Consider the following 19,550-nt stretch of genomic DNA (forward strand, 5'->3'; position numbering starts at 1 on the left):
GCGTTGCCTGTAGGTCATAGCCATGTTCCCATCAATTTGTTAACAATATATTTTCTATTCATACTATTCATATAATGATAATGAGTGGAATTTTTTTAAGTTTCTGCGTCGATTTTAGTGAATAATAGTGCTAAAATAAACAGTGAAAACGTTTATATAGTTATTTTGTTGTCCATTCGGGAATAATGGTAGCCAATGGGGACGCGGCGTCTTGATAACCGCTGTCCGCTTGACCCGAGGGACACGAAAATTAGTTGGAGGTTTTTTCACGATGGCAAAACAGACGAACTACGCTCAACCGTGGAGCCAGTTTTACGGGCCGAACCTCGGCTATGTCATCGAAATGTATGAGCAGTACCTCGATGACCCAGACAGCGTCGACCCGGAACTAAAACAACTGTTTGAACAGTGGGGAGCGCCGGTCGTCGAGGAACCGGTTTCTCCTGCGGATCCCGAAGCGACGCAGACGCATCAAACGTTCCGGCTGCCTGAGACACCAACTGTATTTAGCAAACTTGTCGCCGCCGTCAAACTGGCGGACAGCATTCGCCATTATGGCCATCTGGCCGCCGATACGAACCCAATCGTTAAAAAGGAGAAAAAGTTGCGCCGTCTCGAACTAGATGAGTATGATTTGACAGAAGAAGATTTAAAGCGCATTCCGGTCGCATTTCTTTGTCCACATGCGCCGGCGCACGTTAAAAACGGTTGGGATGCCATTTTGCACTTGCGTAAAATCTATACAGATAAAATCGCCTTTGAATTCTCGCAAGTACATAATTTAGAGGAAAGGAACTGGCTCATCCAGCAAATCGAGTCTGGAGCGTACTATCCGAGCTTGGCGAACAAAGAGCGGGTCGCTTTGCTGCGTCGCCTGACGGAAGTAGAGGGGTTTGAAAAGTTCATTCATCGGACATATGTCGGGCAAAAGCGGTTTTCGATTGAGGGTCTTGACTCCATGGTACCGCTTCTCGATGAACTTGTCCGTCAAGCGATTGAGCATGAGATTGATGCTGTCAACATCGGCATGGCGCACCGCGGCCGGCTAAACGTGCTCGCCCATGTGCTCGGTAAGCCGTATGAAATGATTTTCGCTGAGTTTCAGCATGCAGAAAGCAAAAACTTTATTCCGTCCGAAGGGGCGGTGGCCATCACCTACGGCTGGACGGGTGACGTGAAATACCATTTGGGAGCGGCGCGCCGTCTGCGCAATAAAAGCGCGCATACGATGCGAATTACGCTCGCCAACAACCCGAGCCATCTTGAAGTTGTGAATCCGGTCGTGCTCGGCTACACGCGCGCTGCACAAGAAGACCGGACGAAGCCAGGCGTGCCGGAGCAAAAGGTAGACGCCTCGTTTGCTATTTTAATTCATGGCGATGCTGCCTTCCCGGGGCAAGGTGTTGTGGCTGAGACGCTCAACTTAAGCCAGTTGCGCGGCTATACGACCGGCGGGGCAATTCATATTATCGCCAACAACATGATCGGCTTTACGACGGAAAGTTACGATTCCCGTTCGACAACGTATGCTTCCGATATGGCGAAAGGGTTTGAGGTGCCGATTGTGCACGTCAACGCCGATGATCCGGAGGCTTGTTTAGCAGCGGCAAGCTTGGCGTTTGCATATCGCCAGCGATTTAAAAAAGATTTTGTTATCGACTTGATCGGTTATCGCCGCTTCGGCCATAACGAGATGGATGAGCCGATGGCGACGAATCCGCTCATGTATAGCATCATTCACCAGCATCCGACCGTGCGGCAGCTGTATGCGCAAAAATTGATTGATAAGGGCATCATCGCTGAGCGGGAAGTCGAAGAAATGGAGCAGGAAGTGGCCGAACGGTTGAAAATTGCCTATGAGCGGGTGCCGAAAAACGAAGAGGAACTCGATTTCATTATGGATCCACCGAAACCGGTCGTCGACCGGCTGCCGGAAGTAAAAACAGGTGTGGCAAAAGACGTGCTTCACCGCATCAATGAGGAGCTACTCGAGTTCCCGGCTGACTTCCATGTCTTTAACAAGCTTGAGCGCATCTTAAAACGACGCAGCAATGTATTTGCGCAAAACGGCAAAATCGACTGGGCGCATGCGGAAACGTTGGCGTTTGCCACGATTTTGCAAGACGGCGTGCCGATCCGCCTCACCGGCCAAGATTCGCAGCGCGGCACGTTTGCCCAACGCCATTTAGTGCTGCACGACGTGAAAACTGGAAAAGAGTATGTTCCGCTTCATCATATCAGCGGTGCAAAAGCTTCGTTTGTCGTTTACAACAGCCCATTGACTGAAGCGGCCGTGCTCGGTTATGAATACGGATACAACGTGTACGCACCGGAAACACTTGTGCTTTGGGAAGCGCAGTTCGGCGATTTTGCGAATATGGCGCAAGTGATGTTTGACCAGTTTATCTCGTCCGGCCGGGCGAAATGGGGACAAAAATCTGGGCTCGTTATGCTCTTGCCGCACGGTTATGAAGGGCAAGGGCCGGAACATTCCAGCGGCCGTATCGAGCGGTTTTTACAGTTGGCGGCAGAAAACAACTGGACGGTCGCCAACTTATCGACGGCGGCGCAGTATTTCCATATTTTGCGCCGGCAAGCGGCGTTGCTGAAAAAAGAAGAAGTGCGCCCGCTCGTCCTAATGACACCGAAAAGCTTGCTCCGTCATCCGCTTGCATCATCCGAAGCTGAAGCGCTTGTTCAAGGTGCATTCTCACCGGTGCTCGAACAGCCAGGATTGGGCGTTGACGCCAGCAAGGTCGAGCGGATCGTGTTTGGTACTGGCAAACTGATGATTGATTTAGCGGAACAAATCGGCAAAATGGATGGGCTTGATTGGCTGCACGTCGTCCGTGTCGAAGAGCTGTATCCGTTTCCAGAAGAGGCCGTGCAAGCTATTATCGCCCGCTATCCGAATGTAAAAGAGCTTGTTTGGGTACAAGAGGAACCGAAAAACATGGGCGCTTGGATGTATATGGAACCGCGCCTGCGAGCCATCGCTCCAGAGGGCGTCGATGTCAGCTATATCGGGCGACGTCGGCGAGCGAGCCCGGCAGAGGGCGATCCGGTCGTCCATCGGAAAGAACAGGAGCGCATTATCCGCTGTGCATTAACGAAACATGAATGATGACTAACGGAATATTTGAGGAGGGCATCAACGTGGCTGAGATCAAAGTCCCAGAACTAGCAGAGTCCATCACCGAAGGTACGATCGCTCAATGGCTGAAAAAGCCGGGCGACTATGTGGAAAAAGGTGAATCGGTTTGTGAGTTAGAAACAGATAAAGTGAACGTCGAAATTATGGCCGAAGAGTCGGGAGTTTTGCAGCAATTGTTGGCGAACGAAGGTGACACGGTCGCTGTCGGCCAAGCGATCGCCATTATCGGCGAGGGGGCGGCTTCGGCACCGACTGCTGCTCCGCAGGCTGCGCAGCCAACTGACGAAACACCAACCGTGCCGGCTGACCGCGCCGAGCAACAAGCACCGCAACCGGTCGCTGTCGCCCAAGCACCGGGCCAACGTCCAGTCGCTTCGCCGGCCGCTCGAAAAATGGCGCGTGAGAAAGGGATTGATTTGACGCAAGTGCCGACCGTTGATCCGCTTGGACGCGTCCGCAAGCAAGACGTGGCTTCATTTGCCGCTCAACCAGCAGCTGGTTCACAAGCAGCGCCGCAACCGGCTCCAACGGCTGCGCCGGTTTCTGCGCCAACACAGGCTTCTGCGCCGTCAGCGGAAAGCGGCAAGCTGGTCATCCGTGAAAAAATGTCGCGCCGCCGGCAAACGATCGCCAAGCGATTGCTTGAAGTTTCGCAATCGACTGCGATGTTGACGACGTTCAATGAAATCGACATGTCAGCCGTTATGGAATTGCGCAAGCGGAAAAAAGACAAGTTTTTAGAAGAGCATGACGTCCGCCTTGGCTTTATGTCGTTTTTCGTCAAAGCGACGGTGGCAGCGCTGAAAAAATATCCATACGTCAACGCGGAAATTCAAGGCGATGAAATTTTGCTGAAAAAATATTACGACATCGGCGTGGCTGTTTCGACCGATGAAGGGCTTGTTGTCCCGGTTGTGCGTGACTGTGACCGGAAAAACTTCGCTGAAATTGAGCGAGACATCGCTGAATTAGCGGCGAAAGCGCGCAGCAACAAACTGTCGCTTGCCGATTTGCAAGGCGGTACGTTTACAATCACCAACGGCGGTGTATTCGGCTCGCTTCTTTCGACTCCGCTCTTGAACGGGCCGCAAGTTGGTATTTTAGGGATGCATTCGATCAAACTGCGTCCGGTAGCTATTGATGAGGAGCGGATTGAAAACCGGCCGATGATGTATGTCGCTCTGTCGTACGATCACCGCATCATTGATGGCAAAGAAGCAGTTGGGTTCTTAAAAACAGTGAAAGACTTGATCGAAAATCCAGAAGATTTATTGCTTGAAAGTTAATGCGGAAAAAGGAGCCTGCAGCATGCAGGCTCCACGTTTTTTATCGTCTAAATGGCACGTTGTACCGAATGAACTTTCCTGTTTTACGGAAAACTACCGTCAAAAAGGAGAGAAGCATATGCCAGAGCGTGGACGAAACGACCACCCGCATGAGTTTCACCAAGATGGTGCCCGCGAAAGCATCATCAATGATGCGACTGCCGATGGTGCCAAGGCAATCGGGGTGCGAAGTGATGCAGACCCTCTGCGGGAGGCCAACCCTGGTCCGTTCCATGTTGACCACCTTGAAGTGGAAGAAGGAATGAAGCGATTTCGGGCGTTAATGGAAGGGAAAAAAGTGATTCGCTAGGCGAATCGCTTTTTTCATGAATCAGTCAAGAAGGAAAATGGCGAACAAACGCGAATACTGTTATTTGTTATGACTATTTTTCCGGGGGGATTATATAATGGAGTTCGGATTGGCGGGAAAAACGGCGCTTGTCGCTGCATCGAGCCAAGGGCTTGGCAAAGCGATTGCCCGAGCGCTTGTGCTGGAAGGAGCAAACGTGATGATTACAAGCCGAAATGAGGAAAAGCTGCAGGAAGTCGCCGAGGAGCTTAACAGTTTACATAAGGGACGCGTTGCTTATACGCGCACCGATGTGACGAAAGCGGATGACATCCGCCAACTGGTCGCCAAAACTGTGGAGACGTTTGGAACGATCGATTTACTTGTTAACAACGCCGGCGGCCCTCCGGCGGGAACGTTCGAAACAATCAGCGACAAAGACTGGCAATATGCGTTCGAGCTCAATTTACTGAGCTATATTCGGTTGATTCGCGAAGCGTTGCCTTATCTAAAGAAAAAAGGCGGTAAAATTGTCAATATCGCCTCGTCGTCCATCAAAGAGCCTATTCCGGGGCTCATCCTGTCCAATACGTTCCGCACTGGGATCATCGGGTTGACGAAAACGCTTGCAACGGAGTTCGCGCCTGATAATATTTTGATCAACACAGTCGCACCTGGACGGATTGCTACGGAACGGGTAGCTTTCTTAGACAAGGTGAACGCTGAAAAGCTCGGCATTACGAAAGAAGAAATGGAAGCGCGCATGAGAAGCGCCATTCCGCTCGGCCGTTACGGAACCCCTGAGGAGTTTGCCAACGTTGTCGTCTTTTTGCTGTCAGATGCAAATACGTACGTCACCGGGCAAGCATTGATCGTAGATGGCGGCATGGTGAAGGCCATTTAGAAGGCTTGTGATTCAAGGTACGACAAGGATTGTTTAAATGGAGAAACTGTTTTGAATCTATCATTCTGCCGTTCTTAAGAATCGTTGAGTAGCAGGAGACGGTTATGTTCGCCAGATGTTTTGGCAAAACGAACAGAAAGGGAGAGACAGCATGAAAACAATCGGATTTATCGGCCTTGGTGTCATGGGGAAAAGCATGGCGCGTCATTTGTTAAAAGCGGGCTACCCGCTTCTTGTCCATACACGTACGAAGGAAAAGGCGCTCGACTTGCTTGAGGAAGGGGCGGTATGGAAGGAAACGGTCGCCGACTTGGCGCGGGAAGCGGACGTTGTCATGACAATGGTTGGCTACCCGCACGATGTCGAGCAAGTGTATTTCGGTGAGGGAGGCATTTTGGAGCAGGCGCGGCCGGGAACGTATGTCATCGATATGACAACTTCGACACCAACGCTAGCGCAAGCCATTTACGAAGCGGCAAAGCAAAAAGGCATTCACGCGTTGGATGCTCCGGTATCTGGTGGTGATATCGGCGCCCGTGAAGGAACGTTGACGATCATGGTCGGCGGCGATGAAGAGGTGTTTTTGGCGTGCAAACCGATTCTTGAGCATCTCGGCACGAACATCATCCTTCAAGGAAAAGCCGGGGCCGGCCAACATACGAAAATGTGTAACCAAATCGCCATTGCCACCAATATGATCGGTGTTTGCGAAGCGATGGCGTATGCGAAAAAGGCAGGGCTCGACCCATTTCGTGTGCTTGAAAGTATCGCCAAAGGAGCGGCAGGCAGTTGGTCATTAAGTAACTTAGCGCCGCGCATGCTCACCGGTGATTTTGCGCCCGGGTTTTACATTAAACATTTCATTAAGGATATGAAAATTGCGCTTGAAGAAGCTGAACGCATGAATTTGCCGCTTCCGGGACTAGCGCTCGCCAAATCGATGTACGAAGAGCTGGCGCAAGCAGGTGAGGAAAACAGCGGCACACAGGCGCTGTACAAGCGCTATGTTGAGAAGTAAGGGGCGGTTTTCGCCCCATTTTTTATGCTAAATATATTTATCAAAAAATATTGAATATTAATTCTTATCGAGGTATAGTAGAAGTAAGAATAACATACTAACCGGTTGGTATAAAGGGAGGGGAGGGCATGGACTTTTCCTATTCGCCGAAAGTCCAAGAGCTGATTAGAAAATTAAGCGCTTTCATGGAGGAGTATATTTATCCGAACGAAAAAGTGTACGAGGAGCAGCTGAATGCACAAGAGTCGAGATGGTCAGGCGTGCCACCGATCATCGAAGAGCTAAAGGAAAAAGCCAAAAAAGAAGGGCTTTGGAATTTGTTTTTGCCGGACAGCGAGTACGGAGCCGGCTTAACGAACGTCGAGTACGCACCGCTTTGCGAAATTATGGGCCGTTCCCTTATCGCTCCGGAAGTGTTCAACTGCAATGCGCCGGATACAGGCAACATGGAAGTGCTTGTCCGCTACGGTAGCGAGGAGCAAAAACAAAAATGGCTCGTTCCGCTCTTAAACGGGGAAATCCGCTCGTGCTTCTCAATGACCGAGCCAGATGTGGCGTCAAGCGATGCGACGAATATTCGTGCGTCGATCATCCGTGACGGTGACGAATATGTCATTACCGGACGGAAATGGTGGTCGTCCGGCGCCGGTGACCCGCGCTGCAAAGTGGCCATCGTCATGGGCAAAACGAACCCGGACGCCCCAAAACATGAACAGCAGTCGATGATCATCGTTCCACTCGATACACCAGGTGTGAAAATCGAACGGATGTTGCCGGTGTTTGGCTTTGATCATGCGCCGCACGGACATGCGGAGATTACATATGATCACGTGCGGGTGCCGAAAGAAAACATCATTTGGGGGGAAGGAAAAGGGTTCGCTATCGCCCAAGGAAGGCTCGGTCCAGGACGGATTCACCATTGCATGCGCCTCATTGGTGCGGCGGAACGAGCGCTTGAGCTCATGTGCCGGCGTGTGCAGTCGCGGGTAGCGTTCGGCAAGCCGCTCGCTGAGCATGGCGTGATCCGCGATTGGATCGCCCAGTCGCGCATCGAGATTGAGCAGGCGCGCCTGTTGACAATGAAAGCAGCGTACATGATGGATACAGTCGGTAACAAGGTTGCGCGTAAAGAAATTGCCATGATTAAAGTTGTCGCTCCAAATGTCGCCTTAAAAGTGATTGATCGCGCCATTCAAGCGTTCGGTGCCGCCGGGGTGAGCAACGACTTCCCGCTTGCCGCCATGTGGGCGAACTCGCGCACGCTCCGTCTCGCTGATGGGCCAGACGAAGTGCATAAAGAGCAAGTTGCAAAGCTTGAACTGCGTCAATATCAATAGCATGGGGGAGGAAGTGGCGTTCATGCATGTGCTCGACTTATTTAAAATTGGAGGAAAAACGGCCATCGTCACCGGTGGTGGGCGAGGTCTCGGTGAACAAATCGCCATCGGCCTCGCCGAAGCCGGGGCGAACGTCATCGTCTGCTCGCGCAAGGTGGAAGCGTGTGAGCAAGTAAAAGAAAAAATTGAACGGCTCGGCGTCCGCTCACTTGCTTTGCCGTGCGATGTAACGAACCCGGATGACGTAAAAAAGGTCGTCGAAACGACGGAAAAAGAATTTGGCGGCATTGATATTTTGGTCAACAACAGCGGAGCGACATGGGGGGCGCCGGTTGAGGAGATGCCGCTTGAAGCATGGCAAAAGGTAATGAACGTCAACGTCACTGGTACGTTTTTGATGAGCCAAGAGGTCGGCAAAGTGATGATTGCCAAGCAAACCGGAGGCGCCATCATCAATATCGCCTCTGTCGCTGGCCTTGGCGGCACGCATCCGGACATTTTAAATACGATTGGCTACAACACAAGCAAAGGGGCAGTCATTACGTTTACGCGCGATCTAGCTGCCAAATGGGGAAAACACGGTATTCGCGTCAATGCGGTCGCACCTGGCTTTTTCCCAACGAAAATGTCGCGTGTCGTCCTTGAGCGTGTCGGTCAAAAAGTGTTGGAACATACGCCGCTCGGCCGCTTTGGTGGTGAGGATGACTTAAAAGGCGCTGTCTTATTCCTCGCTTCGCCGGCATCCGCGTTTGTCACCGGCGCGCTCCTCGTCGTTGACGGCGGCAGTCATGCGTCTGGCATTTAACGAAAGTAAGGGGGAAAGCAAATGAGCGAAAAACGGGCCTTGTCTCTTTATCCGGAACATGTGTCATTTCATATTGACATTCCGGACAAAACGGTATGCGATGTGCTCCATGAGCGAGCAGCGCAATTTAGCAGCCATCCCGCGCTGACGTTTTACGGCAAAACGATCACGTATGCTGAGCTCGTTGCGGCGGTTAACCGCTTCGCCTCCAGTCTGCAGACGCTCGGAGTGCAAAAAGGCGACCGTGTCGCGATTATGCTGCCGAACTGTCCACAATACGTCATTGCGTACTATGGCATTTTACAGGCTGGCGCCATCGTCACCCAAGTGAATCCGATGCTCGTCGAGCGTGAACTGGCGTATGTGCTGAACGATTCCGGAGCTGAGACGATCATTATTTATGAACCGCTTTATCCGCGCCTCGCCGCAGTAAGAGAGGGGACGGCCATCAAGCGGGCGGTGACCGTTAGCTTCGGAGCGCCGTCCTCCGCTTCATTGGCCGCCGAAGACGTCACATTTGATGAGTTTCTCGCCGAAGGAAGCGGGCAAGTGCGTCCAGTGCCAATCGAACCGGCGCATGACGTCGCTGTACTGCAATACACGGGCGGAACGACAGGACGCTCGAAAGGGGCGATGCTCACCCATCGCAACATTTTCGCCAATGTTTTGCAATGTGCCGAATTTTTCAAAGGCACGTTTGAGATGGGAAAAGAGCGCTATTTAACTGTGATCCCACTCTTCCACGTCTTCGCCATGACTTCGGGAATGAACTTGGCCATTTATCAAGGAGCGGAAAACATTTTATTGCCGCGCTTTGAGCTGAAGGAGGTGCTCGAGACGATCCGAGACAAGCAGCCGACTGTGTTCCCCGGTGTGCCGACGATGTATGTTGCCATTACGAACACACCTGGAGTCGAACAATACGGCATCAGCAGTATTAAAACGTGCAACAGCGGCAGCGCACCGATGCCGCTGGAGCTCATGCGCGATTTTGAGGAAAAAACCGGGGCGGTCGTTCTCGAAGGGTACGGACTGTCCGAAGCATCCCCAGTGACGCACTGCAATCCACCGTTTGCTGCACGCAAGCCGGGGACAGTCGGCATCGGCATGCCACTTACTGAGTACAAAGTCGTCGATGTGGCGACGGGCACGCAAGAATTGCCGCCGGGTGAGGTCGGTGAACTCATCATCCGCGGTCCGCAAGTGATGAAGGGGTATTGGAACATGCCGGAGGAAACAGCGGTGACGCTGCGAGACGGATGGCTGTACACCGGAGATTTGGCTTCGATTGACGAGGAGGGGTACGTGACGATTGTCGACCGGAAAAAAGATATGATCATTGCCGGCGGCTATAACATTTATCCGCGTGAGGTCGAGGAAGTGCTGTATGAACATCCGGCCGTGAAAGAGGCGGTGGTGATCGGTGTGCCGGATTCGTATCGCGGCGAAACAGTGAAGGCGGTCATCGTCTTAAAAGACGGGCAACAGGCGAGCGAAGACGATATTATTCGGCATTGTAGGAAAAATCTAGCGTCCTATAAAGTGCCGCGCATCGTCGAGTTCCGTACCGAACTGCCGAAAACGAACGTTGGCAAAATTTTGCGTCGTGCTTTGCGCGAAGAGGCGTCTCGCCCGCAATGACGAAGGCGCAGTTGACGGCCAGGTCCCGAGCAGGCTTGGCCGTTTTATGGTAAAATAGCTGGCGGTGACTACATGTAAGGCAAGAGGTGGAAAGACATGAGGGAAAAAATTATCGCTGCCAGCATTGAATTATTTGAACAAAACGGGTTTAGCGAAACGTCGATTCAAGATATTGTCGATGCTCTCGGGGTGACGAAAGGGACGTTTTACTACTATTTCAAAAGCAAAGAAGAGCTGCTCATGGACATTCATCTTCGCTACATTGAAGGGCTGCTTAGCGAACAGGCGCGCATTATGAATGATGAGCAGCGGACGATGCGGGAAAAGTTGTACGCCATCGTTTATATGCTCATTCATAATGTCGAGCGGCAAGGAAGACAGGCGCGCATTTTTTTCCGTGAGATGAAGCATTTAAGCGAGGAACATTTGCAAAAAGTGAAAGAAAAGCGCGATTTGTTCCGCTATCATCTGCAGGCGTTAATTGAAGAAGGAATGAAAACTGGCGAACTGCGCCGCGATTTGTCGCCATCGATTGCTACCCTTACTGTGCTTGGGGCGGCCAATTGGAGCTATCATTGGTTTCGTCCGGACGGCGAGCTGACCGATGCTGAAGTGGCGAAACAAATGGTGACGATTTTGATTGAAGGAATGAGTGCGCCATATACTCGATAGACAAGTGAAACGGCGCACACCCAAACGCGTTCGTAAAGGGGGAGAGGGGAGATTGACCGCCATTATTCCGGTTCGCAAAGGGGAAGAACTGCCAGCCGAAAAGCTGGCTAAGTTTTTACGCACAGTGTTGCCGGATATACCGGACGGCGAGCTCGAGATCAAGCAATTTTCCGCCGGTCGGTCGAATTTAACGTATTTGCTTCGCTGCGGGGAATGGGAGGCGGTGCTGCGCCGCCCGCCGTTTGGCCCCGTGCCGCCGAAAGCGCACGATATGAAGCGGGAGAGCACATGGCTTGCTGAAATTCATCCACTGTTCCCATTGGCCCCGAAGCCATTCTACTTTTGTGAAGATGAATCGGTTATCGGCAGCCCGTTTTTTGTGATGGAGCGACGTCACGGCGTTGTGATTGACAGCGATTTCCCAGATGGCATCGACCCCACGGAAGACGTCTGCCGCGGCATTTCCGAGACGATGGTTGAGACGCTTGTCAACATTCATCAAATTGACTATACGAAAACGCGCCTTGTGCAGATAGTCAAGCCAGAAGGGTTTATGGAGCGGCAAGTGCACGGATGGATTCAACGCTACGAACGAGCGAAAACAGATGATGTTCCAGCGGCTGAGGCGCTTATGAAGTGGCTTGCTTCCCATATCCCGCCACAGCGGGAGGCGACGGTCATCCATTACGATTTTAAGCTGAATAACGCCTTGTTTGCTGAGGATGATGCAACGAAAATGGTTGGCTTGTTCGATTGGGAAATGTCGACTGTTGGCGACCCGCTTGCTGATTTGGCGGTGGCGATGAGTTATTGGGTTGAGGAAGACGACCCACCGCTTGTCAAGCAAGGTTTCGGCCGCGAGCCGGTCACCGTTCGGCCTGGCTTTTATACGCGTGAACAGTTTATTGCTGCGTATGCAGAAAAAAGCGGACGCGATGTTTCCGATATGCACGTTTATTTAACGTTTGCTTATTTTAAATTGGCCGTCATCTGTCAACAAATTTATTACCGCTATCGCCGCGGACAAACAAATGATGAGCGGTTTCGTCATTTCAACCAGTTTGTCGAGGCGCTCATTGAGCATGCGTGGCAGCTGGCGACAAGGCGGTGAGAGAGTATGATCACGAAAGTGCATGTTGTACTGCGCAAAGAAGATATTGACGAAACCGCACTTGCTGACGGTAAAGTGGCCGTTGTGTTTGATGTCTTGCTCGCGACGTCATCGATTACAGCGGCATTGGCTGCCGGCGCCCGCTCGGTCATTCCGGTGTATAGCGCCGCCGAAGCGAGAGAAGTCGGGCGGCGATTGCCTGACGGGAGCTACGAACTTGTCGGCGAAAGCGAAGGGCGGACGATCGTTGGCTTCCACCCGCCAGCGCCGCTGTTTTTGCAAACTGTTTGCCCGGGGAAAACGGTGGTGTTGTCGACGACGAACGGCACGGTGGCGCTTCGTAAGGCGATGCCAGCCCGCGCTGTGTATGCAGCGAGTTTGCTCAATAGCCCAGCAGTCGGCGAATATGTTTGCCGCTCACATCGGGAAGAGACGATTATCGCCATTTGTTCCGGCTCATCCGGCCGATTTTGTCTTGAGGATTTTTATGGCGCCGGCTATTTTGTTCATTGCCTGATTGAGCACGGAATCGCTGCTGCAGAGCTTTCCGACAGCGCCATGGCTGCTTGGCTGTTTTATCGGCAATATAGCGGTGAAAGAAGGGCGAAAGAAGTGCTGTCCTCCTCGCGTGTCGGGCGCTGGATGGCCGCTTACGGTCTCGAAAAGGAGATCGACTACATCAACCAGCATGGAGCTCTTTCTGTCGTTCCGAAACTTGAGTGTGAGTCGTTTGGACCGGAAATGCGTGATATGACGCAAACGAAAGTAGCGGGGGAGGGGAAACAACAATGAAAATGGTACAATTTACGGAATACGGCGGTCCAGATGTGCTTGAGGTGAAAGAGGTAGAACGCCCGTCGCCATCCGGTCGCCACGTGTTGATTGAGGCGGAGGCGATTGGCGTCAATTACGCCGATACAGCGAGACGAGAAGGACGCTACGTTGTACCGACACCGCTTCCATTCGTGCCTGGAACTGAAGTGGCCGGTGTCGTCCGTGAAGTTGGTCCGGACGTGCAGGCGATCCGCCCAGGGCAGCGCGTCGTCGCCTTAGTGGAGTCGGGAGGGTACGCCGAGTTTGTTGCCGTTGATGAGCGGGCGGTCGTGCCGCTGCCGGATGGGATGGATGTCCAACAAGCAGCGGCGCTGCCGGTGCAAGGGTTAAGTGCCTATCATATTTTAAAAACGATGAGCCGTCTGGAGGACGGAGAAACGGTGCTCGTTCACGCGGCAGCCGGCGGCGTCGGCACGCTCGCCGTGCAGCTGGCGAAACGGTTCGGCGCGAAAACCGTTATCGCCACGGCGAGCACCGAAGAAAAGCGGGAGCTTGCTCGGCGTCTTGGTGCTGATGTGACGATCGATTATACGCAAAACGACTGGACCAAGGCTGTGATGGAGGCGACTGATGGCCGCGGCGTTGACGTTGCCTTGGAAATGGTGGGCGGCGGTATTTTCCATCAAACGCTTGATTGCCTCGCCCCGTTCGGTCGCCTTGTTGTTTACGGCATGGCAAGCGGGGAGATGACGCGCCTTAACCCAGCTCGTCTGATGGCGAAAAACTGGTCTGTCGTCGGCTTTTTCTTGCCGCAAATCATGCGGAAGCGGGCGCTGTACGAGCAAAGCTTGCGTGAATTGCTCCATTGGGTGCAAGAAGGAAGCTTAGAGCTGATCATCGGCGGCGTCTATCCGCTTGAGCAGGCGGCTATGGTACACGAGCTGTTGCAAGGGAGGAAAACGAGCGGCAAACTGTTACTTGTGCCGTAAAAAGAGGAATGGAGTTGACCAGAAAGGTCGCCTTTCTTCAAGAGAGACAAGATGCTGTATTGTGGAAGTGTTCAGATCGTATATCGTGATGAAAAAGGGTGTCCCGTTGTCTTTGTGGGACACCCTTTTATATGTGCGTAAACCAATCGGCGGCCACCGCATACGATATCGCGCTGAAAGGAAAACAGCGTTACATTTGTTTTATAGACTGTTTCTCTTTTCGTGAACGTATCGTTCGAGCCGGTCGAGCCCTTCTTTGAGCACATCGAGCGAATAGGCGTATGACAGGCGAACGTAGCCTTCGCCGTATTCAGAAAAGGCGCTTCCGGGAACAAGGGCGACGCCGGCTTTTTCAACGACATCAAGGGCAAAATCGAACGACGGCATACGAAACGCAGCGATCGACGGAAACAAATAAAACGCGCCGTCCGGCTTTTCCACAGGCAGCCCCATGGCCGTGAGGCGATTGTAAGCGTACTCAAGACGTTCAGCGTAGGCAGCGCGCATTGCCTCGGCGTCATTTTTGCCGGCGGTAAGCGCCTCAACCGCTGCTTTTTGGCTGATCGACGACGTGCAGGAGACGCTGTATTGATGCACCTTGACCATCTGTTCGATGACAAAGGACGGAGCGAAAACCAATCCGATGCGCCAGCCGGTCATCGAGTGTGATTTGCTTAGACCGTTGATGACAATAGTCTGCTCTGGCAACCATTCAGCGATTGAGCGGTGGCGCCCGCGATAGACGAGCTCGCTGTAAATTTCGTCAGACACGATCCAAATCGGCCTTCCTTTCATCAGTGCAGCGATGGCTTCCAGCGCTTCACTTGACAGCGTCGTTCCGGTCGGATTGGACGGATACGGAAGGACGAGGCAACGTGTCTTGTCGGTGAGGTAAGGCTTAATCAACTCGGCCGACAGACGAAAGCCGTTTTGTCTTGTATCGATGTACACCGGTTTCGCCCCGCACAAGCGGATGAGCGGCTCATAGCCGGGGTAGACCGGCGCGGGAAGAAGCACCTCCGTCCCTTCTTCTAAAATGGTGCGAAACGTAATGTCGAGCGCCTGGCTGGCGCCAACGGTGGCGATCACTTCATCCGGGCTGTAGCGAAGCCCGTATTTATCAGCGACAAATTGACAAGCAGCTTGGCGCAACTCCAGGAGACCGGCGTTCGCCGTATATGTTGTGAAATCGGCGGCGATCGCTTCTTGGGCTGCCACTTTCACATGATCGGGTGTCGGAAAATCCGGTTGGCCGATCGTCAAGGAAACTAACCCTGGCCGGCCGGAGACAAGGTTGAAAAATTGACGGATGCCAGATAGTTGAATGGCTTGAACGCGTGGCTGAATGAGGTGTTTCACAAGCTGTCCACCTTTCCGTTTTTTCTCTATTGTACCATTGGGCCTGCAAAACGGAAAAACAAAAATGAGCCCCTTTCCGTTCGGATCGTTTTCCGTAGACGGAAATGGGGCTCATCCTGTCATAGATGATTCACACTCCAACGTCGTTCTCTCCTTTTACGCGCCGTATTTTTTCAATAAGTCGTTATATTGGGCGGAAAGCTTGACAAACAACGGTTTGTTGCCAGTAGCAAGCGCCTCGTCGATTTTTTCCATCAGTTTTTTTCTCTGGAACTGGAAGAGTGCTTCTTTCAACACTTGTTCGGCCATTGGACCATAGCTGCTTTTTTCTTCAGGCTGGTTGAACAATATGGCGCCTTCGTTTGGATACTGTTTTTCATACATAGTCAATTCCCTCCCATATGGGAACGAAGGGGTTCCCTTTTTTATATTATCGTCCTTTTTGGTGAAAATGTAAAGAAAATTTAGATAAATATTTTTTGTCAATTTTTTCTCTACACGATTTCTTTACCCGTTTTTTGTTGGTGTGTAACAGCTTTTCGGTTATGATAAGAAGAGAAAAAATGGCAAGGTGAGATGGCGATGATTCGCACGTGTGTCGTAACAAAAGAGTTTGAGGTTATGCATGATGTTGATTTAGCGTTCGTCAACAGTCCAGACGTTTCATGGTATTGGGTTGATTTTCATGAACCGACGGACGAGGAGTCGGACTTACTCGCTTCATTTTTCCGTTTCCATCCGCTAGCGATTGAGGACTGTTTGGAATATGTACAGCGTCCGAAACTTGATTTTTATGACCGCTACTTATTTGTTGTCCTTCATGCGATTGCGGGAACAACCCTCGAGGCTGAGGAAGTTGACTTGTTTGTCGGACAAAATTTTATCGTTTCGTTTCATAAGTCGTCGATTCACGCAGTCGATGACGTATGGGAGCGGCTGAAACGCGAGCAGGATGTGCAGCAGGGGCCGTTTCATGTTATGTATCGGCTGATTGATAAACTCGTCGATGATTACTTCCCGCCACTGTACAATATTGAAGATGTGTTAAATGATCTAGAGGAAAATACGAACAATGAGCCGATTCATGACATTATCGAAAAAGTGTTTGATATTCGTGGCGATTTATCGAAATTGCGCCGGACAATTGTGCCGATGCGCGATTTACTGTATCGCATCATCCACTCCGACCGACTGCAGCGCATGAAAGAACGGCAGTTGTATTTCCATGATATTTACGATCATTTATTGAAGCTGTCGGAAATGATCGAGACGAATCGGGAAATTACCTCCGATATCCGGGATAGCTATTTGTCGCTCAACTCCAACCGAATGAACAACATTATGATGACATTTACAGCCATTACGACGATTTTTATGCCGCTCACCTTTATTGCCGGCATTTACGGGATGAATTTTGATTATATGCCGGAACTGCGCTGGAAATATGGGTACTTTGCTGTATTGGCGATCATGGCAGTCATCGGCATAATGATGTTTGCTTGGTTTAAACGCAACGGTTGGTTTCAGCTGTTAAAAGGCGACTCGTCGAAGGAGGAACGGCGTCGGTAACCGTATAAAACAAGCTGGCCCCCTCATATATATAACTATGGCAATGCGACCGTGAAGGAGGGGGAAGGATGGTACGAGGTGTTTGGGGCGTTGATTCGGCGCAAGTCGTCACAGACCAATTGTTTCAATGTGTACGGACGGAGTTTGGTTACCCGAAATTTTGGGGTCGCTATTTGGTGGAAGTGCCGAACGTCTCGGAAGGGCTGACGCGGGACGAGATCACCCGCATCCGCAACTATGGGATCAAAGTACTGCCAATTTATAATGCCTTTCGTGAGGCGGTTGGCTATGCGAACGGCCAAGTGGCGGCGCGCAATGCGGTGTTCCATGCACGGCGGCTCGGCATTCCGAAAAATAAATTGCTGTTTGCCAACATCGAAGATTTTTTTGCTGTCGATGCGGCTTGGATTACGGCTTGGGTGGAAACGCTCTATCCGACTGGGTATCGTCCGGGGCTGTATGCCGATCCGACGCAGGGGGATTTCGCCGCCGCCTATTGCGAGGCGGTTGGGAACAACAATCAAGTGGCGGTACAGGCCGTTATTTGGAGCGCAGCCCCAAGGCCTGGAACGACGAAAGAACAAAAAGCTCCGCGTTACCAGCCGGCCGCCCCGCCTTGTAGCGCGAACGTTTGGGCGTGGCAGTACGGGCGCGACGCAGAAGGCTGTCCGGTTGATACGAATTTGGCGGATCGCCGCCTGCTTGACTTTTTATATTGAACAGCGCCGTTGCAGCAAGGCAACGGCCTTTTTATTATCTTGATCGAGCAGGCGGCCACTTCTGAGTGAAACGAAAGCGGAGACGAACAGTAACCGAATTTGCTTCAGCGAAAGGAAATGTGAGAATCCCTCGCTTCCGCGGCAGGAGGTGAGGAAGGAAGTCAGAATGTTTTTAGGTCGTGTTGACTATATTAATAAATATATAGGAAAAGATGAGTACGGAAATGAAAGCAGTTCGAGGGCTTTTTATCGGGATTACGGAATGGCTAACATAAAGAAAGGAGAGGGAAGTTGGATTCCTATATCGTCTCGTTACTAGACCGGATGAAAGAGCAGTATGAACAATGGGAGTCTTCATCTTCGCTCGACGGGGCGGAGCTGACTCAGTTTTTCGATGCCATCGGCCGAGCGGCGAAGGTGACCGGCCGCGATGATCTTGCTGCTGAAGTAGAACGGATTCTCCGCCGGATGAACAGGCAAAAGGAACGGCAATGGACGGTGGAGGAGGTGCTAGCGGAGATGTTTCCACTCCTGCGCCGCTGCTATGAAGCCGAGGAAACGGATTCTACAATCGCTTCCTTCTTGCAACAACAAGGGGCGGAAGCTGACATTCTTCTCTGCGGAAACGACCCGTTATTTTTTGCTTATATCCGTCGATCATGGCAAACCGTACCTTGGCGCTTCATCACGCTTCCTTCCCTCGAACAAGCAGCCGCATCCATGTTTCGCCTCAACCCGGACTGCATCATCGTCAACATCGGGGAAGACGATTTAGAAACTCCTCCTTTCGTTGCTCTGCTGAAGACCGCCAGTCAGCCTTCCTACATTCCAGTAGTGATCATTAGCAGAGACGGACGAAAAGCTGTACATCTGAAATGTTATGGGCTTGGCGCCGACGATGTCATCGCGCAGCCGGTGGCAGCTAGTGAGCTATACATTCGTGTTCACCGTCTCGTAGAAAAAAAGCGGAAAATTGATAAATTGGTGCTTATTGATGAGTTAACCGGCGTCTATAACCGTAAATATTTACCGCGAGTGTATGTCCGCCTGCGCAGCGATCTTGAGCGTTTCGGGACACCGAGCTGTTTGGCGCTGCTTGATTTGGACCATTTTAAGCAAGTCAACGACCGCTTCGGACACTTAGTGGGGGATGCGGTGTTAAAAAAACTGGCCGCCTTTTTGCTTCAACATACGCGCGGAATGGACACGGTCATTCGTTTCGGGGGTGAAGAGTTTATCGTTTGGCTGGCAAAAACCTCGACATGCGAGGCGCACCGTGTGCTTGGGCGGCTGCAGCGTCAGTTCGCCTCAGAGGAAATCGAAGCAGCTGGCGTACGCCTATCGTGCACGTTTTCCGCCGGTTTTGTCGAGTGCTCCGACCCGAACGAATCGCTTGATCATTGGCTCAAACTGGCCGATAAAGCGCTATATGCAGCCAAAAAGAGCGGCGGCAGCCGGGTTGAGGGAGTTTAGAAGCAAGCCACTTCCGTCAATGGCAGTCCGGCGGAGGAACAGCATCGCCGAGCGGGCAAACAGAGATAGTCTGTTGCCTTTGTCGACGGCGGTGCACTGGTGTGAACGGTCACCGCTGATCTCGTTCGCAAGCTTGCTGCTGAGCAGGGGTGGGAAGTGGACATTGATGAGTTGGGTGACGGGCTTTCCTTCCTCGAATCGCCACTCTATCAAAAAACGGACGGCACTTCATTGTCATTTTAGACTGGAAAATGTGAGGTGTGACACTATCTCCGCCGCATAAAGTGTTGGTATTGCCGCTGCACCAAGACGAACAGGCAATCGCCCATGCTACCGGCAAGGGGGATGAGTATGTGATAAAGCCACTGAAATGGTGCGAGCTTGGTTGCTAAAAGAGCTAGATGAATAATA

17 protein-coding genes and 1 pseudogene are annotated in these 19,550 nt (G+C 51.9%); 16 read left to right on the forward strand and 2 right to left on the reverse strand.

Annotated elements, in window-relative coordinates; genetic code table 11:
* Positions 1 to 271 precede the first annotated feature (271 nt).
* From NSQ22_RS05365 to NSQ22_RS05420, 12 genes and pseudogenes are all read left to right on the forward strand, one after another.
* Entirely contained in the window at positions 272 to 3,124 is a 2,853-nt protein-coding gene (locus NSQ22_RS05365; RefSeq protein WP_029760381.1) for a 2-oxoglutarate dehydrogenase E1 component, read from the forward strand.
* A 32-nt stretch (positions 3,125 to 3,156) separates the two neighbouring features.
* Entirely contained in the window at positions 3,157 to 4,440 is a 1,284-nt protein-coding gene (gene odhB, locus NSQ22_RS05370) for a 2-oxoglutarate dehydrogenase complex dihydrolipoyllysine-residue succinyltransferase (RefSeq protein WP_029760382.1), read from the forward strand.
* A gap of 118 nt (positions 4,441 to 4,558) precedes the next feature.
* Positions 4,559 to 4,789: a hypothetical protein gene (locus NSQ22_RS05375; protein ID WP_171355320.1), complete on the forward strand. Its 231-nt coding sequence runs from the start codon at positions 4,559 to 4,561 to the stop codon at positions 4,787 to 4,789.
* A 97-nt stretch (positions 4,790 to 4,886) separates the two neighbouring features.
* Positions 4,887 to 5,672 carry an SDR family oxidoreductase gene (locus NSQ22_RS05380; protein WP_011887063.1) on the forward strand — a complete coding sequence of 262 codons (786 nt, stop codon included), beginning with the start codon at positions 4,887 to 4,889 and terminating at the stop codon, positions 5,670 to 5,672.
* A gap of 112 nt (positions 5,673 to 5,784) precedes the next feature.
* Positions 5,785 to 6,690, forward strand: a pseudogene (locus NSQ22_RS05385) (NAD(P)-dependent oxidoreductase); the annotation flags it as partial.
* Positions 6,691 to 6,818: 128 nt separating this feature from the next.
* Positions 6,819 to 8,027, forward strand: a complete 1,209-nt coding sequence (locus NSQ22_RS05390) for an acyl-CoA dehydrogenase (protein WP_008878784.1) — start codon at positions 6,819 to 6,821, stop codon at positions 8,025 to 8,027.
* Positions 8,028 to 8,049: 22 nt separating this feature from the next.
* Complete coding sequence (locus NSQ22_RS05395) at positions 8,050 to 8,832, forward strand: SDR family oxidoreductase (RefSeq protein WP_008878783.1); 783 nt, start codon at positions 8,050 to 8,052, stop codon at positions 8,830 to 8,832.
* 21 nt (positions 8,833 to 8,853) lie between these two features.
* Entirely contained in the window at positions 8,854 to 10,473 is a 1,620-nt protein-coding gene (locus NSQ22_RS05400) for a long-chain fatty acid--CoA ligase (protein ID WP_008878782.1), read from the forward strand.
* A 96-nt stretch (positions 10,474 to 10,569) separates the two neighbouring features.
* On the forward strand, positions 10,570 to 11,145 hold the full coding sequence (locus NSQ22_RS05405; protein WP_008878781.1) for a TetR/AcrR family transcriptional regulator: 576 nt from the start codon (positions 10,570 to 10,572) through the stop codon (positions 11,143 to 11,145).
* Between the two features lie 52 nt (positions 11,146 to 11,197).
* Positions 11,198 to 12,256 (forward strand): phosphotransferase family protein, encoded by a 1,059-nt coding sequence (locus NSQ22_RS05410; RefSeq protein ID WP_008878780.1) that lies wholly within the window; start codon positions 11,198 to 11,200, stop codon positions 12,254 to 12,256.
* Between the two features lie 9 nt (positions 12,257 to 12,265).
* Positions 12,266 to 13,048 (forward strand): 2-phosphosulfolactate phosphatase, encoded by a 783-nt coding sequence (locus tag NSQ22_RS05415; RefSeq protein ID WP_171355324.1) that lies wholly within the window; start codon positions 12,266 to 12,268, stop codon positions 13,046 to 13,048.
* On the forward strand, positions 13,045 to 14,019 hold the full coding sequence (locus NSQ22_RS05420) for a quinone oxidoreductase (RefSeq protein WP_008878778.1): 975 nt from the start codon (positions 13,045 to 13,047) through the stop codon (positions 14,017 to 14,019). Before NSQ22_RS05415 ends, NSQ22_RS05420 begins: the two co-directional genes overlap by 4 nt.
* Before the next feature lie 201 nt (positions 14,020 to 14,220).
* Here NSQ22_RS05420 and NSQ22_RS05425 read toward each other — a convergent pair whose 3' ends face one another.
* Complete coding sequence (locus NSQ22_RS05425; RefSeq protein ID WP_029760386.1) at positions 14,221 to 15,378, reverse strand: aminotransferase A; 1,158 nt, start codon at positions 15,376 to 15,378, stop codon at positions 14,221 to 14,223.
* Positions 15,379 to 15,534: 156 nt separating this feature from the next.
* Positions 15,535 to 15,762 carry an IDEAL domain-containing protein gene (locus NSQ22_RS05430; RefSeq protein ID WP_008878776.1) on the reverse strand — a complete coding sequence of 76 codons (228 nt, stop codon included), beginning with the start codon at positions 15,760 to 15,762 and terminating at the stop codon, positions 15,535 to 15,537.
* 192 nt (positions 15,763 to 15,954) lie between these two features.
* Between NSQ22_RS05430 and corA the strand changes: the two genes are divergently transcribed.
* From corA to NSQ22_RS05450, 4 genes are all read left to right on the forward strand, one after another.
* On the forward strand, positions 15,955 to 16,947 hold the full coding sequence (corA, locus tag NSQ22_RS05435; RefSeq protein ID WP_011887069.1) for a magnesium/cobalt transporter CorA: 993 nt from the start codon (positions 15,955 to 15,957) through the stop codon (positions 16,945 to 16,947).
* A gap of 68 nt (positions 16,948 to 17,015) precedes the next feature.
* Positions 17,016 to 17,666, forward strand: a complete 651-nt coding sequence (locus NSQ22_RS05440; RefSeq protein ID WP_008878774.1) for a glycoside hydrolase domain-containing protein — start codon at positions 17,016 to 17,018, stop codon at positions 17,664 to 17,666.
* Positions 17,667 to 17,957: 291 nt separating this feature from the next.
* On the forward strand, positions 17,958 to 19,139 hold the full coding sequence (locus NSQ22_RS05445; protein WP_008878772.1) for a GGDEF domain-containing response regulator: 1,182 nt from the start codon (positions 17,958 to 17,960) through the stop codon (positions 19,137 to 19,139).
* Positions 19,140 to 19,399: 260 nt separating this feature from the next.
* Complete coding sequence (locus NSQ22_RS05450; RefSeq protein ID WP_255350167.1) at positions 19,400 to 19,531, forward strand: hypothetical protein; 132 nt, start codon at positions 19,400 to 19,402, stop codon at positions 19,529 to 19,531.
* Positions 19,532 to 19,550 lie beyond the last annotated feature (19 nt).

The sequence above is a fragment of the Geobacillus sp. FSL K6-3411 genome (assembly GCF_037965715.1).
In the GTDB taxonomy this organism is placed as follows: Bacteria; Bacillota; Bacilli; order Bacillales; family Anoxybacillaceae; genus Geobacillus; species Geobacillus thermodenitrificans.